This is a genomic window from Pasteurella testudinis DSM 23072, assembly GCF_900176075.1.
Lineage (GTDB): Bacteria > Pseudomonadota > Gammaproteobacteria > Enterobacterales > Pasteurellaceae > Chelonobacter > Chelonobacter testudinis.
The window spans coordinates 37,834-52,180 of the sequence record NZ_FWWV01000010.1; the positions used below are offsets into that span (position 1 = coordinate 37,834).

The window sequence follows — 14,347 nt, forward strand, 5'->3', positions numbered from 1 at the left end:
ACCTATAGGCATCTTCATGAACGATAAATCCAGTCGTAAACCTGCGTTTCAACAACCTAAATCAGCCAGCCGTTTTTCGGGCAAAACCACGCGTGACGGCGGGCGTGACAAGCGCGGTGATGACAAGCGCGATGATCGGCGCGGCGACAGAAATGAAAAACGTTTTTCCGAAAACCGCACTTTTGATAAACGTAGTCCGGAAAACCGCACTTTTGACAAGCGCGGCACGGATAATCGTCGCAAATTTAATGATAAAGACGGTGAAAAAGCGAGAGCGCCGCGCCAGAATCGGGAGCGAGGCGGTGACAGTCGGGAAAAGCGTGATAACGCCACGCCGGCTTATGTGTGGGGCGAACGTGAAATGAGTGCCACCAAAGCCGGTAAAAACAGCAGCGGCAATGTCAAAGTGATGATTAAAGGTGACGTCGCCGGTGAGAAGAAAACCGGACCTTTATCGCCGCGTGCGCCGGAAAAAATCCGTAAAAATCGTAACGAAGAGATGAAAGTTTATGGTGAAGCCGCCTGTTTGGCGCTGTTTCAGCAACGTCCGGAGAGTATTGTGCGTTTATGGACGAATATTGAAACCAGTCATCGCCTCGGCAAACTGACCAGTTATCTGGCGAGCGCCAAAAAAGCCTATCATGTGGTGGATAATGCCGAGTTGGAACTGGTGAGTGGTAGCGAACATCACGGCGGCATTTGTATGTTGGTGAAAAAAGCGACGCCGATGAATCTGGAGGCTTATCTAAAAACAGCCAAATTGCAAGACTGTGTGTTGTTGCTTGACGGGATTAATAATGCCTATAATGTGGGCGGCATTATCCGCACCGCCGCCTATTACGGCGTTAAGGGGATTGTCTGTGAAAGTGCGGAGAAACTGTATTCCGCAGCGGCTGCCAGAGTGGCGGAGGGCGGCATGGAGCATATTTATGCTTTGGAAAGTGCCGGAACTGACGCTGCGTTACAAGCCTTGAAAAATGCGGGTTATCAGTTGATTGCGGTTACGGGCGATAAGCAGGCGCAACCGCTGGATAAACTGGCGTTGGCGGATAAAGTGGCGTTTGTGTTGCAGGAAACACCGACGGCGCAAGCCAGTCCGTTAATTGATCAACAAGTGGTGCTTTCGTTTGAAAATCCGCTCAACAGCGGCTTGAATGTGGCGGTCAACAGCGGCATTCTGCTGTCACGCTGGTATTTTCGCTAGCCGGCGTTTAAAGTTTGTCCGCATGATGCAGCAGCGCAAAGCGCTCCCATAGGGTATCGTCCGATTCGATATGCTGCGGATCGGTGATAATGCAGTTGTTGATCGGACACACTTTTTGGCAGGTCGGCGTTTCGTAATGGCCCACGCATTCGGTGCAAAGGGCGGGATCGATAATATAGATCTCATCGCCCATGCTGATTGCCTGATTCGGGCATTCAGGTTCGCACATATCGCAGTTGGTGCATTTTTCGGTAATCAGCAAGGCCATAATGTTATCTCGGATGTCGGATTAAAAAGCGCATGATTATAATCAAAGTCGTTGAAAAAACCAACAATCATTCATTCTAAATTGTTTATGAAAAAATCGCTATGCAAATAAATTCAAACAAACTTTCGCAACTTGCCCTGTTTATCGTGCTGTTTTTTGGCTTAATTTTAAGTGCGCTCTATTTTTCCTATCGCCAGAAAGCCTCGATTGATATTGTGTTGGAAACGGATTATGACGTTTCGATGGCGCGCGATTCAATCGGGCAAAACAAAAAAGCAAAAACCAATTATTATGCCTTGGTGCTGTCGTGGTCGCCGGGCTATTGCCAAAGCCAACGTGCCAGCAATGCAGGGGCGATTCCGAAGTCGGCGGCTTATCAGTGTGGAGATACGCAAAAATTCGGTTGGGTAGTGCACGGTTTATGGCCGCAAAGCGCTACTGCCCGGCGTGTCAGTGATCACCCGCGTTTTTGCCGTGGCGACTTGCCGCCGCTCGAGGTTGCGCTGTTAGAAAAATATTTGGCGGTTTCGCCCAGCCTGAAACTACTGCAAGGCGAGTGGGAAAAGCACGGCGCTTGCGCTTTTAACGATGCCAAATCCTATTTTGATAAACAACAGGAGCTGTTTGCCAGCTTAAAGTTGCCGGATTACGAATTGAAACGCTCGGATTTGTTTGCGTGGTTACGGCGGAATAATCCGCAGTTAAGCGGAAAATATCTGGGCGCAGGGCGAGATGAACTGCAAATTTGTTACGATTTGGACTGGCAGGTGATCAACTGTCCGAAAATTCAGTTTTAACAATTCTGGTTTAAAGTGCCGGAATTGCAAAATAAACGTAATCAGCGTGTTAAAATCAGTGGCTGTTTAACGGAAAAAAGTGCGGTGACGCTCGCAGTGAAAGGTTTTAGCGGTATAATCGGGCTTCGGATCTGTTTACCTTCAGCGACCGTTTCAAAGATTAAAATTTTACATTGTGGTGATGGATTAAATTGCTATAATCAATCCGCCGCAGTATAGAGAAATTGCTTTAAAATTATCAATTACAATTTAACAAGAGGACTTATTATGTCAGTAATCAAAATGACCGACTTGGATTTGGCGGGCAAACGTGTTCTTATCCGTTCCGATTTAAACGTGCCTGTTAAAGACGGTAAAGTGACTTCTGATGCGCGTATCAAGGCATCAATCCCGACTATTGAACTGGCTTTGAAACAAGGCGCGAAAGTGATGGTAACGTCCCACTTCGGTCGTCCTACGGAAGGCGAATATAATGCGGAATATTCTCTGCAACCGGTGGTTGATTATTTGAATAAGGCATTGAATGTGCCGGTTCGTTTGGTAAAAGATTATCTGGACGGCGTGGACGTTGCTGCCGATGAATTGGTGGTGTTGGAAAACGTGCGTTTCAATAAAGGCGAAAAGAAAAATGAAGACGAACTGACTAAAAAATACGCCGCACTTTGCGATGTATTTGTCATGGACGCCTTTGGTACGGCGCACCGCGCGCAAGGGTCTACCCACGGCGTGGCGAAATTCGCACCGGTGGCTTGTGCCGGCCCATTGCTAGCCAATGAATTAGACGCATTGGGTAAAGCATTAAAAAGTCCGGCTCGTCCGATGGTGGCGATTGTCGGCGGCTCGAAAGTGTCGACTAAATTAACCGTGTTGGATTCGTTATCTAAAATTGCCGACCAACTGATTGTTGGCGGCGGTATTTCAAATACTTTCGTTGCGGCGCAAGACTTGAATGTCGGCAAATCGCTGTATGAGGCCGATTTGATTCCGGAAGCACAGCGGCTGATGGAAACTTGCAATATCCCATTGCCGACCAATGTGCGTGTTGCAACGGAATTCTCTGAAAGTGCGGTCGCAACTGAAAAAGCCGTGACCGATGTCCAAGATAACGAACAAATTTTAGATTTGGGCGACGAATCTGCCGAAGTATTGGCGGAAATTATTCGCGGCGCAAAAACCATTTTGTGGAACGGCCCGGTCGGTGTGTTTGAATTCCCGAATTTCCGTAAAGGAACCGAAATCGTTGCCAAAGCGATCGCGGATAGCGATGCGTTCTCCATTGCAGGTGGCGGTGACACCTTGGCGGCAATCGATCTGTTCGGCATTTCCGATAAAATCTCTTATATCTCCACCGGCGGCGGCGCATTCCTTGAGTTTGTAGAAGGCAAAGTATTACCGGCGGTGGCCATTCTGGAAGAAAGAGCCAAAGCATAAGATCTGTAACAAGCAGATTAATCCGATTTGTTAACTTTGAGAGTCTGGCAAAGGCTCTCCATTAAAATAGGAAATTATCATGTCAAAATTATTAGATATCGTAAAACCAGGCGTATTAACCGGCGATGATGTGCAGAAAGTCTTTGCTTATGCCAAAGAGCACGGTTTTGCATTGCCTGCGGTAAACTGTGTCGGTTCCGACTCCGTTAATGCGGTATTGGAAACCGCAGCGCGCGTGAAAGCGCCGGTTATCGTGCAGTTTTCTAATGGCGGCGCACAATTCTATGCCGGTAAAGGGATTAAATTAGCCGAAGGCCAACGTGCCGATGTTTTAGGCGCTATTGCTGGAGCAAAACACGTTCACCAAATGGCGGAACATTACGGCGTTCCAGTGATTCTGCATACCGACCATGCGGCGAAAAAATTACTGCCGTGGATTGACGGATTGTTGGAAGCGGGTGAAAAACACTTTGCCGAAACCGGTAAACCGCTGTTTTCATCGCACATGATTGATCTTTCCGAAGAGTCAATGGAAGAAAATATGGCGATCTGCCGTGAATATTTGGCACGCATGTCTAAAATGGGCATGACGCTGGAAATCGAAATCGGGATCACCGGTGGTGAAGAGGACGGTGTGGATAACTCCGGTGTTGACGAGTCCAAACTGTACACCCAACCAGAAGATGTGCTGTATGTTTACGATCAACTGAATCCGGTCAGCCCACGTTTCACCATCGCAGCGGCGTTCGGCAACGTTCACGGCGTGTATAAACCGGGCAATGTGAAATTAAAACCGTCTATTTTAGGCGCATCACAAGAATTTGTGTCCAAAGAGCGCAATTTGCCGGCGAAAGCATTGGATTTCGTTTTCCACGGCGGCTCCGGTTCTTCAACCGAAGAGATTCGTGAAGCGATCAGTTACGGCGCAATCAAAATGAATATCGACACCGATACCCAATGGGCGGCGTGGGAAGGTATTTTGAACTTCTACAAAGCGAACGAAGCCTATCTGCAAGGCCAACTGGGCAATCCGGAAGGTGAAGACGCACCAAACAAAAAATACTACGATCCGCGTGTTTGGCTGCGCAAATCAGAAGAATCCATGTCCAAACGTTTGGAAAAATCGTTTGACGATCTGAATTGCCGCGATGTGCTGTAATCATAGCAATCGCACTTGATAAAATACCGCCGGACAGGCGGTATTTTTTTGGCTGTCAACTTTAAACCTTAGATTAAGCCTCAAGCCACAGCGGCAGATGAATGGTAATTCTTAGCCCGCCCAGTGGGCTTTTGCTGGCGGTTACGGTTCCTTTATGTTGTTCCACCGAATTGGCAACAATTGACAGTCCCAATCCTGAGCCGCCGGTGGTTCGGGCCCGTGCCTGATCAGTGCGATAGAACGGTAAGAAAATTTGTTGATATTCATGCTCGTCAACACCGTCACCATTGTCATCGACGATGATTTCCAGTTGCTTGTCGTTGATAATGCGGCAGTTTAGGTGAACTTGACCTTTGGCATATTTAAAGGCGTTGCGGATAATATTTTCCAATGCGCTGGCAAGGGTATCCTCATTCCCATTGATAAAATAGTTTTGCGGATTTTGAATATGTTGCGAGAAGCTGAATTCAAAATGACGTTCTTTGCTTTCAAACTTGGCATCTTCAACCACTTCTTCCCAAATGCGGGGTAACGGAAAAATGGCCCGATTAATATGGGCATTGGCACTTTGACGAGAGAGGGTCAGTAACTGATTCAGCATTTTTTCCATACGCTCGGTTTCGGTTTCAATGCGTTGCAGTTCAGCGTTTTCGCCTTGGCGGCGACGCAGCAAAGCCGCGGCAAGCTGTAAACGGGTCAACGGCGTGCGCAATTCATGGGAGACGTCTAATAGCAGCCGTTGCTGTGAGCTGATCATATGTTCCAAGGACATGACCATATGGTTAAAACTTTTTCCGACTTCTCGCAGCTCCATCGAGCCACGCTCTTCCAGAATCGGGTTAACGCTGAGGTTTCCGGTCGAAATCGCATTGGCGGCGCTACGCAGCTCTTTGATTGGCTGGGTTAAACTGAAAATCAGCCCAAGTAACAGCGGTGTACTGGTCGCCATCAGCAAGAACAGCATAATCAGCGGGTGATCAAAGAAAAAGTTGATAAATTCCCGTTGTGGATCAACCACATCAATAAAATAAAGCAGATAAGGTTCGCTTTCTTCCGAGAGTGGGTAAGGCGAGATAAACGGGCCGATAATATCCTGATTATAAAACCGCCGCTTTTGTGGGGATAACGGGTTATTTGAGCGGTTGGCAAACTGGTATAATTGGCTGCTTTCATTGTAATCCAGCTGACCGATGATATTGTTAAAATCGTTCGGATCAAGCAATACCGGCTTTCTGGAAGGCTGCATCATATTGGGTCTGTCGTCTTGCAGGTTGTGGCTGGTGTTGTTCTGATATTGCAAGTCGTACAGGATATTGTTTTTGGTCAGCTTGATGACTTCAAATTGATACAAGTTGACTTCGTCGTTGGAGAGTTCGGTGTAATTGCGCGCGTCCATGGTGGGGATAAAGAAGGCAAATCCCATCAGCACGAAAAAAGCCAGCCAAATCAACCAAAAGAGAAAGAAGATTTGTACATTGATCGAGTTGAGTAAACGGAAAAACTTACGCAGTATTTTCATGGCATCGTTTTATGCTGTCTTTTGATGGTTTTCATGGAGTCGCGTCCCGAAGAAATAAAAATAGAGTACCGGACAGTACTCTATTTCGTGTTGGTTGTTCCATTATTTTTCGGTAACCAATAAATAGCCTCTGCCACGCAGGGTTTTAAACCAAGGCAGGTTATCGGCGCGCTCCGGTAATTTTTTACGCAAATTGGAAATATGCATATCAATTGCCCGATCGAACGGGGTTAAGCGTTTACCCAGAATTTCCAAACTGAGCAGTTCACGCGACAGAATCTGCCCCGGATTTTTAACCAAAATTTGCAACAAGGCAAATTCGGTGCCGGTCAAGTCCAAATCCTGATCCTGATATAACGCCTGTTGTCTGCCCGGATGCAAGGTGATGCCACCGAAATCCAACTGTTTGTTATCATCTTTTTCAATATTAGGATTGGCGCTAAGTGCGGTAGATTGATTTTGGGTACGGCGTAAAATGGCTTTAATACGGGCAACCAATTCACGATCATTGAATGGTTTTGACAAATAATCGTCGGCGCCCAGTTCAAGACCTAACACGCGATCGATATCATCACCGCGCGCTGTCAACATTAATACTGGAGTCGAAAAACTTTTTCTGATTTGTTTTAAGGTTTCTATTCCGTTTAATATCGGCATCATCACATCTAATAAAATAATATCGTGACTAAAATTGAGTAATTTTAACGCTTCTTCACCGTTGCAAGCCAGCTCAACTTCAAATCCTTCAATCTTTAATACTTCCGCCAACAATTCGGTGAGTTCGACATCATCGTCGACAAGTAATATCTTTGCCATTAATGGTTTCCTTTAATTCATTATTATTTGTGTAATGGAGCAATGAGGGGCTATTTATCTTATATTACCCGTTTATGATCCTGTAAGTTTTTCTGCTAAGGTAGTCCGGCTATGAAAGGTAAATAGACCCTACAATTAGACAGGTAAGATACACTAAAGTTCGTATTGTAAATTTGAGGTATAACAAAAATTTTGTAAAATTTCAGCAGTAAAGTTTTTTCTTAAGTAAAAGCCGAGCGGCAAGGTTCTGATCGGCTGTCCCTGAGCGTCATAACCAAGCGTTTGCGCTTTGCTGTTGGCGCCTTTGGGACGGAGTTGCAGCACTTCGCCAATGGTGGCGTTAATCTTATCAATCTCACCCAAGACAATTAAATCCATCAATTCTTCCCAATCTTGTGCCAAACGGGCTTCTTGCGCCGCATCGGGCTGCCATAAAATCGGCGAACCGACGCGGCGTTCCGCCAAAGGAATCGCTCTTTCGCCCTCGACCGGAATCCACAGGACTTTTTGCAGTTTATAGCGCACATGACAATTCTGCCACACTACGCCACTGTTGTGAGTGAGCGGCGCCAAACTGACAAAGGTGGTTTCTAACGGATAACCTTGCCGGTTGACCGGAATGGTTTTCAGCTCAATGCCGAGTGCCGAAAAATCCTGCTGCGGTTTGCTGCCGGCTTCCGCTCCAAGTGCGGTTTCCAGCAACATTCCAACCCAACCTTTGTTGCGTTTTAAATCTTGCGGCATGCTCAAACCCAGTTCCGCCGCAATATCGGCAAAGCGCAATCCTGCCAGCCGGCGGGCACGTTGCAACAATTGCGATTCCGATTGTGGAGTTGCCATAGATGATCCGATTGAAAGGGAAAGTGCGGTATTGTATAGCAGAATGGCTTTTCATGCCACACGCTAAGCATGGAAGCTGATCGGTACCGCACTTTAGTGTTGTTTAAAAAACAGACAGTCCAAAAACGGCTTTCCGCTGGAGCGCCTTGGATAACTTTTTAATTTCTTAATTGATTGATTTATAATAATAAAATTGAAAGCTATAAATTGTTTTCCCAAGTTTTTAAAGATAATACCGAAACCAGTCACAAATTTATCCACAGAAAACCTGAATAACTTAGCGTGCTGTGTGAATGTTACTTTTTTGTTTTAATTGGATCCTATTTGTTCACAATCCGGATCAGAAATGAGCAATTCTTTTTGCGCACGGGAACGGAAAAAAGAAAAAAGCTGATCAATTCGCCGTTTGTCGAAGTTATCGGCAGATCGAAAGCGTGCCTTGAGCCAACAGGGATCGTTTCGGCTTTGTTATTTTTAGACAACAATTCTTCCTGAGATTACACACAGAGTTATCCACAGATGGTATTCAATTGATCGGATAATTGTTGCTTTGGCAGTGGGTTTTTGTTTTCTAGCGGCGGCAAGTTCCCAAGCGAAACCACTCTTTTATCGGTTGTGGTTGTATCGTTTCCGATATTATGAAACAATCAATCCCATTTACAGAAATTCAGAAGAGTTAAGGGGATCGACCGTGATCGATTTCGATGGTTACCGGCCGAACGTTGGAATTATTATCAGCAATCAGCAGGGGCAGGTATTATGGGCCAAGCGCTGTGGACAAAATTCGTGGCAGTTTCCCCAAGGGGGAATCAATAACGGTGAAACGCCGGAGCAGGCAATGTATCGCGAGTTGTACGAAGAGGTCGGTTTGAGCCGTCAAGATGTGAAAATTTTGGCGGTTTCGAAAGGCTGGTTGCGTTATAAGCTGCCGAAGCGTTTGGTTCGCAACGACAGCAATCCGGTCTGTATCGGGCAAAAACAGCGCTGGTTTTTATTGGCGTTGATCAGCGATGAAAACAATATCAATATGCAGGCAACCAAAAATCCCGAATTTGACGGCTGGCGCTGGGTCAGCTACTGGTATCCTGTGCGTCAAGTCATTTCGTTCAAGCGCGAAGTTTACCGCAAAGTCATGAAAGAGTTTGCGGCGGTGATCATGGTGCAGCCTGACAAGGCGAGTGCGGCCGGCAAATCCCATCAGCAGAAAAATTATCGTCCGCATGCCAAGGACTCGTCAAACCACGAAAATTCCCCAACGCCAAATCCAACGCCAAATAAGGCGAATACCGGCAAAACGGGGCAGCGTTATCAACGCAGATTCAATAATAAAAGAGCGGTTCAGCAGAAGGGAGAAAAACGCCGATGATGGTATTTGTGATAGGTTGTTTGCTGACCGGTGCACTTGCCGGTTTTCTTGCCGGCTTGTTCGGTATCGGCGGCGGCTTGGTGATTGTGCCGGTTTTGGTGTATTTGCTGCCGAAAATCGGTGTGCCGGACGCATTGTCAATGACGGTGGCGTTGGGCAGCTCTTTTGCCACCATTGTGATCACCGCCTTTTCTTCGGCACATCGTCATCACAAGTTGGGCAATGTTGATTGGCAGGCGGCGAAATATCTGATTCCGTCACTGATGATCTCGGTGTTTATCGCCGGTTTGTTTATCAGCCGGTTGCCAAAAAGCGTGACCAGTAAAGTTTTTGCGGTGATGGTGCTGTATTTGGCGGCAAAAATGGTGCTGTCGATCAAACGGCAAACCGGCAACCGCCCTTTGACGGCCAAAAACGGCATTATCGGCGGCACGTTAATCGGCATCGTATCCAGTTTTGCCGGCATTGCCGGCGGCGCATTTATCGTACCGTTTTTAAACGCACGGGGAATCGAAATAAAAAAAGCGATTGGCACATCTTCATTTTGCGGCGCATTGTTGGGCTTATCGGGTATGATCAGTTTTATCGTCAGCGGTTGGGGATTATCTGATCTACCGCCTTATTCGATCGGCTATATCTATTTGCCGGCGGTGTTGCTGATTACGCTCGTTTCCTTTTTCACCTCAAAACTGGGCGCGGATATGACCACTAAATTGCCGGTGCCGACCTTGAAAAAAGCGTTTGCGCTTTGGCTGTGCATTATCGCGCTGAAAATGCTCTTCACTTAATCGGCAGTCTGTAGGAAATGCTATGAATGCTTATATTACTTTTCCGGTTATCGATCCGGTGATTTTTGAACTTGGGCCGATTGGTCTGCGCTGGTACGGTTTGATGTACCTGATCGGTTTTATTTTCGCCCGTTGGTTGGCGGTGCGCCGTGCCAGACGACCAAACAGCGGCTGGACGGTCGAGCAAGTCGATTCGCTATTGTTTAACGGTTTTCTCGGTGTATTTTTAGGCGGTCGGATCGGCTATGTGCTGTTTTACCATTTCGATCTGTTTTTGCAAGATCCGCTCTATCTGTTCCGCGTGTGGGAAGGCGGTATGTCGTTTCACGGCGGTTTGATCGGTGTGATTGTGTCGATGATGATCACGGCAAAGCTGCAACAGCGCACTTTTTGGAAAACCGCTGATTTTGTCGCGCCATTGATTCCGTTCGGCTTGGGCGCAGGACGGATCGGTAATTTTATCAATGACGAACTGTGGGGTAGAGTGACCGATGTCTCTTGGGCGGTATTGTTTCCGTCCGGCGGCTACTTGCCGCGCCACCCGTCGCAATTGTACGAGGCTTTTTTAGAGGGCTTGGTGCTGTTCCTGATTTTAAACTGGTTTATCAAAAAGCCGCGTCCGGCAGGTTCGGTGGCAGGACTGTTCCTGTTTTTCTACGGTTTGTTCCGCTTTATCGTCGAATTTTTCCGCGAGCCGGACGAACATTTGGGCTTGTTTCTCGGACAACAGATTTCGATGGGGCAAATTTTATCCACGCCGATGATTTTAATCGGTTTGGCGATTGTGCTTTGGGCGTATGCACGCCAAAGTAAAAAGCAAAGTGCGGTTTGAATAGGTCTGAAAGGAGTTTACTATGCGTCAATATCTGGATTTGTGTCAGCGGATCGTCGATCACGGTGTTTGGATCGGCAACGAAAGAACCGGCAAACGCTGTTTAACCGTAATCGATGCCGATTTGACTTATGATGTCGCCAACAACCAATTTCCGTTGATTACGACCCGTAAAAGCTATTGGAAAGCGGCGATTGCCGAATTTTTAGGCTATATTCGCGGTTATGACAATGCGGCGGATTTCAGAAAGTTAGGCACCAAAACTTGGGACGCCAACGCCAATGACAATCAGGCGTGGCTGAACAATCCGCATCGCAAAGGCGCGGACGACATGGGACGGGTTTACGGCGTGCAGGGCAGAAGCTGGCGCAAAGCGGACGGCTCGCATTTGGATCAAGTGCGCAAAGTGGTGGATAATTTATCCAACGGCATTGACGATCGCGGCGAGATCATCACGTTTTATAATCCGGGTGAAATCGAATTGGGTTGCCTGCGCCCTTGCATGCACACCCATACCTTTTCACTGCTCGGCGATACGCTGTATTTGACCAGCTATCAGCGTTCGTGCGATGTGCCGCTGGGTCTGAACTTCAACCAGATTCAGGTGTATACCTTTTTGGCATTAATGGCGCAGATTACCGGCAAAAAAGCCGGACAGGCGTATCACAAAATCGTCAATGCGCATATTTATGAAGATCAACTGGAACTGATGAAAACCGTGCAATTGCAGCGGGAACCGTTGCCGCTACCGCACTTGGAAATTAACCCTGAGATAAAAACCCTGCAAGATTTGGAAAGCTGGGTCACGATGGACGATTTCAAGGTGGTCGGTTATCAATCGCATCCGGCGATTCAATATCCGTTTTCGGTTTAATTTTCTTTACTTTACGTTAAAACTGATAGGATAATAGCACTGGCATTTGTTTGGCTCCCGAAGTTGGCCGGTACAACCGATAACTTTGGCAAGCCGTTAAGATTCATCAACAACCTAGTAAGGATATAACATGGGATTATTTGATTTTGTTGGTAACATCGGTAAGAAAATTTTCGGCAAGGAAGAAGAAGCCTCAAGTGCGGTGACGCAACATATCAGCGAAGACAATCCGGGCGTGGAAAATGTCGCGGTCACGGTTGAAAACGGAGTAGCCAAAATCGAAGGAACCGCCAAAGACGCTTCCGCACTGGAAAAAGCAATCTTGATGGCCGGTAATATTTCGGGTATTACCAAAGTAGAAGCGGAAGGGGTAACGATTGCCAGCGGCGAGGCTTTGGCTTCAGAAGACGAGTTTTATGTGATCGAAAAAGGCGATACCTTGTGGAAGATCGCAGAAAAAGCCTACGGCAACGGCGCGAAATACACCAAGATCGTTGAAGCTAATAAAGAAGTGATCAAAGACGCGGATAAAATTTTCCCGGGACAAAAAATCCGGATTCCGAAAGGGCTGTAATTTTTGCGGATTTAAACCCGATTTGGCAACAAATCGGGTTTTTTAATGAGTTTTAAACCGCACTTCCCCTGTATATTTTCCGGTAAGCAGACAAAGTGCGGTTTAAAAAATCATCAATTATCCCGTTTTATGCGCTTATAACTCGACTGATGGCGTTTGACTGGTTATAATCCCGTGTCTATTTTTAAGTTCGGTGTTGGTTGTTCCGCAGGGAGTAACGCCGAGAATATCTGATTTTTTTGAGGTAAAAAATGCAATTTTCCGTAGAAACTACCCAAGGTCTTGAGCGCCGTATCACCATTACGGTTCCGGCTGCCACCATCGAACAAAATGTTCGTGAAGAATTAAAAAACGTCGCTAAAAACGCCCGTATCGACGGTTTCCGTAAAGGTAAAATTCCGCCAGCAATCGTTGAAAAACGTTTCGGCGCTTCGGTTCGTCAAGACGTGTTGAGCGATGCAATGCAACGCAACTTCTTTGAAGCCGTTATGCAGGATAAAATCAACTTTGCCGGTCGTCCGACATTTACCCCTGAACAATATGAATTAGGTCAGGATTTTAAATTCAGCGCGACTTTCGAAGTGTATCCGGAAGTACAATTGCAAGGTTTGGAAGCGATCCAAATTGAAAAACCGGTTGTGGAAATCAGCGAAGCCGACATTGATAAAATGATCGACGTGTTGCGCAAACAACAGGCCACTTGGAAAGAGAGTGCGGTCGCAGCCAAAGCCGATGATCGTGTTACTATCGATTTTGACGGCTCGGTTGACGGCGAAGCCTTTGAAGGCGGCAAAGCGGCGGATTTCGTATTGTTGATGGGACAAGGGCGTATGATTCCGGGCTTTGAAGACGGTATCGTCGGTCACAAAGCCGGTGAAAGCTTCAGCATTGATGTGACCTTCCCGGAAGATTACCATGCGGAAAACCTGAAAGGCAAAGCGGCGAAATTTGAGATCAACCTGAAAAAAGTGGAAGAGATGGAATTGCCGGAAGTGACCGAAGAATTCGTACAAAAATTCGGTCCTAAAAACAAAACCGTTGCCGATCTGCGTGCCGAAATCAGCAAAAATATGCAGCGTGAATTGAAAAACGCCTTGACCAGCCGTGTTAAAAACCAAGTGATTGACGGTTTGTTGGCAAACAACAGCATTGACGTACCGGCTGCGGCAGTGGATCAAGAAATCGACGTGTTGCAACAACAAGCGGTGCAACGTTTCGGTGGTCAAGCGCCGAAAGATTTCCAATTGCCGCGTGAAATTTTTGAAGAGCAAGCCCGTCGTCGCGTGCAAGTCGGTTTGTTGTTCGCCGAAGTGATTGCTTCGAACGAATTGAAAGTGGACGAAGCGCGCGTGAATGCGATGATCGAAGATATCGCTGCCGCTTACGAACAACCGGCGGAAGTGATCGAATATTACCGCAATAATAAAGAATTAATGAACAACTTGCGTAACGTGGTGTTGGAAGAGCAGGCTGTTGACGCGGTGTTGGCGAAAGCGCAAGTGACTGATAAAGCCGCCTCTTTCGACGAAATTATGAATGCACAGCAAGCATAATTAAGTCTAAGATTAAGTTACTGTTTTATATTGAAAAGTGCGGTCACTGATCTGCACCCCAAAAGTTGGACTCCAAAACCAACGAACTAAGGTGCAGATTTTTATGACTAAATATACCCAAGCATTTAAACAACACGTCGTTGAATATTACCTTCAACAGCCCCAATCTATCAGTAACACATCACGCGTTTTTCAAACACCGGAAAGCTGTATCCGCCGATGGGTTTTACAATACAGGCATTCCGGCTTAAATGGTCTGGCCGTGTTGCATATTACGCAAAAATATACATTGCAAGACAAGCTCAACGCCATTGAATACGCCAATC

At 46.7% G+C, this 14,347-nt stretch carries 14 protein-coding genes and 1 pseudogene; 11 read left to right on the forward strand and 4 right to left on the reverse strand.

The window, feature by feature from the left end; translation table 11 throughout:
- Positions 1 to 16: 16 nt before the first annotated feature.
- A complete protein-coding gene (locus tag B8880_RS05570; RefSeq protein WP_084256636.1) occupies positions 17 to 1,204 on the forward strand; it encodes a TrmH family RNA methyltransferase in 1,188 nt (395 codons plus the stop codon).
- Between the two features lie 7 nt (positions 1,205 to 1,211).
- On the opposite strand, the gene B8880_RS05575 is transcribed toward B8880_RS05570, so the two are convergent.
- Entirely contained in the window at positions 1,212 to 1,472 is a 261-nt protein-coding gene (locus B8880_RS05575) for a YfhL family 4Fe-4S dicluster ferredoxin (protein ID WP_084256637.1), read from the reverse strand.
- 107 nt (positions 1,473 to 1,579) lie between these two features.
- Here B8880_RS05575 and B8880_RS05580 point away from each other — a divergent pair, with 107 nt between their 5' ends.
- The 3 genes from B8880_RS05580 to fbaA all read left to right on the forward strand — a co-directional run bounded on the left by B8880_RS05580 (position 1,580) and on the right by fbaA (position 4,859).
- On the forward strand, positions 1,580 to 2,269 hold the full coding sequence (locus B8880_RS05580; RefSeq protein WP_084256650.1) for a ribonuclease T2 family protein: 690 nt from the start codon (positions 1,580 to 1,582) through the stop codon (positions 2,267 to 2,269).
- Between the two features lie 267 nt (positions 2,270 to 2,536).
- Positions 2,537 to 3,700 carry a phosphoglycerate kinase gene (gene pgk, locus B8880_RS05585; protein ID WP_084256638.1) on the forward strand — a complete coding sequence of 388 codons (1,164 nt, stop codon included), beginning with the start codon at positions 2,537 to 2,539 and terminating at the stop codon, positions 3,698 to 3,700.
- A gap of 79 nt (positions 3,701 to 3,779) precedes the next feature.
- Positions 3,780 to 4,859, forward strand: coding sequence for a class II fructose-bisphosphate aldolase (gene fbaA / locus B8880_RS05590; RefSeq protein WP_084256639.1), 1,080 nt, complete (start codon positions 3,780 to 3,782; stop codon positions 4,857 to 4,859).
- A gap of 73 nt (positions 4,860 to 4,932) precedes the next feature.
- On the opposite strand, the gene cpxA is transcribed toward fbaA, so the two are convergent.
- The 3 genes from cpxA to mutH all read right to left on the reverse strand — a co-directional run bounded on the left by cpxA (position 4,933) and on the right by mutH (position 8,034).
- The gene (gene cpxA, locus B8880_RS05595; RefSeq protein WP_084256640.1) at positions 4,933 to 6,378 is read right to left on the reverse strand and encodes an envelope stress sensor histidine kinase CpxA; all 1,446 of its coding nucleotides are present in this window, start codon (positions 6,376 to 6,378) and stop codon (positions 4,933 to 4,935) included.
- A gap of 102 nt (positions 6,379 to 6,480) precedes the next feature.
- Positions 6,481 to 7,194 carry an envelope stress response regulator transcription factor CpxR gene (gene cpxR, locus B8880_RS05600; protein ID WP_084256641.1) on the reverse strand — a complete coding sequence of 238 codons (714 nt, stop codon included), beginning with the start codon at positions 7,192 to 7,194 and terminating at the stop codon, positions 6,481 to 6,483.
- A 153-nt stretch (positions 7,195 to 7,347) separates the two neighbouring features.
- The gene (gene mutH, locus B8880_RS05605; RefSeq protein ID WP_084256642.1) at positions 7,348 to 8,034 is read right to left on the reverse strand and encodes a DNA mismatch repair endonuclease MutH; all 687 of its coding nucleotides are present in this window, start codon (positions 8,032 to 8,034) and stop codon (positions 7,348 to 7,350) included.
- A gap of 691 nt (positions 8,035 to 8,725) precedes the next feature.
- On the opposite strand from mutH, the pseudogene rppH reads away from it, so the two are divergent.
- The 7 genes and pseudogenes from rppH to B8880_RS14250 all read left to right on the forward strand — a co-directional run.
- Positions 8,726 to 9,185 (forward strand): annotated as a pseudogene (gene rppH / locus B8880_RS05610) (RNA pyrophosphohydrolase); the annotation flags it as partial.
- Positions 9,186 to 9,396: 211 nt separating this feature from the next.
- Entirely contained in the window at positions 9,397 to 10,188 is a 792-nt protein-coding gene (locus B8880_RS05615) for a sulfite exporter TauE/SafE family protein (RefSeq protein WP_084256644.1), read from the forward strand.
- 22 nt (positions 10,189 to 10,210) lie between these two features.
- On the forward strand, positions 10,211 to 11,020 hold the full coding sequence (gene lgt / locus B8880_RS05620; RefSeq protein ID WP_084256645.1) for a prolipoprotein diacylglyceryl transferase: 810 nt from the start codon (positions 10,211 to 10,213) through the stop codon (positions 11,018 to 11,020).
- A gap of 22 nt (positions 11,021 to 11,042) precedes the next feature.
- Positions 11,043 to 11,894, forward strand: a complete 852-nt coding sequence (locus B8880_RS05625) for a thymidylate synthase (RefSeq protein ID WP_084256646.1) — start codon at positions 11,043 to 11,045, stop codon at positions 11,892 to 11,894.
- Positions 11,895 to 12,024: 130 nt separating this feature from the next.
- Positions 12,025 to 12,468 carry a peptidoglycan-binding protein LysM gene (lysM, locus tag B8880_RS05630; RefSeq protein ID WP_084256647.1) on the forward strand — a complete coding sequence of 148 codons (444 nt, stop codon included), beginning with the start codon at positions 12,025 to 12,027 and terminating at the stop codon, positions 12,466 to 12,468.
- A gap of 251 nt (positions 12,469 to 12,719) precedes the next feature.
- The gene (tig, locus tag B8880_RS05635) at positions 12,720 to 14,021 is read left to right on the forward strand and encodes a trigger factor (protein WP_084256648.1); all 1,302 of its coding nucleotides are present in this window, start codon (positions 12,720 to 12,722) and stop codon (positions 14,019 to 14,021) included.
- Between the two features lie 103 nt (positions 14,022 to 14,124).
- Positions 14,125 to 14,347, forward strand: a 223-nt coding sequence (locus B8880_RS14250; RefSeq protein ID WP_143933405.1) for a helix-turn-helix domain-containing protein, incomplete at its 3' end; no start/stop codon positions are given.

Bases quoted from the DNA above. Each gene is read 5' to 3' on its own strand.
- B8880_RS05570 (WP_084256636.1), top strand. From the start codon at position 17: ATGAACGATAAATCCAGTCGTAAACCTGCGTTTCAACAACCTAAATCA.
- B8880_RS05575 (WP_084256637.1), bottom strand. From the start codon at position 1,472: ATGGCCTTGCTGATTACCGAAAAATGCACCAACTGCGATATGTGCGAA.
- pgk (WP_084256638.1), top strand. From the start codon at position 2,537: ATGTCAGTAATCAAAATGACCGACTTGGATTTGGCGGGCAAACGTGTT.
- fbaA (WP_084256639.1), top strand. From the start codon at position 3,780: ATGTCAAAATTATTAGATATCGTAAAACCAGGCGTATTAACCGGCGAT.
- cpxA (WP_084256640.1), bottom strand. From the start codon at position 6,378: ATGAAAATACTGCGTAAGTTTTTCCGTTTACTCAACTCGATCAATGTA.
- cpxR (WP_084256641.1), bottom strand. From the start codon at position 7,194: ATGGCAAAGATATTACTTGTCGACGATGATGTCGAACTCACCGAATTG.
- mutH (WP_084256642.1), bottom strand. From the start codon at position 8,034: ATGGCAACTCCACAATCGGAATCGCAATTGTTGCAACGTGCCCGCCGG.
- B8880_RS05615 (WP_084256644.1), top strand. From the start codon at position 9,397: ATGATGGTATTTGTGATAGGTTGTTTGCTGACCGGTGCACTTGCCGGT.
- lgt (WP_084256645.1), top strand. From the start codon at position 10,211: ATGAATGCTTATATTACTTTTCCGGTTATCGATCCGGTGATTTTTGAA.
- B8880_RS05625 (WP_084256646.1), top strand. From the start codon at position 11,043: ATGCGTCAATATCTGGATTTGTGTCAGCGGATCGTCGATCACGGTGTT.
- lysM (WP_084256647.1), top strand. From the start codon at position 12,025: ATGGGATTATTTGATTTTGTTGGTAACATCGGTAAGAAAATTTTCGGC.
- tig (WP_084256648.1), top strand. From the start codon at position 12,720: ATGCAATTTTCCGTAGAAACTACCCAAGGTCTTGAGCGCCGTATCACC.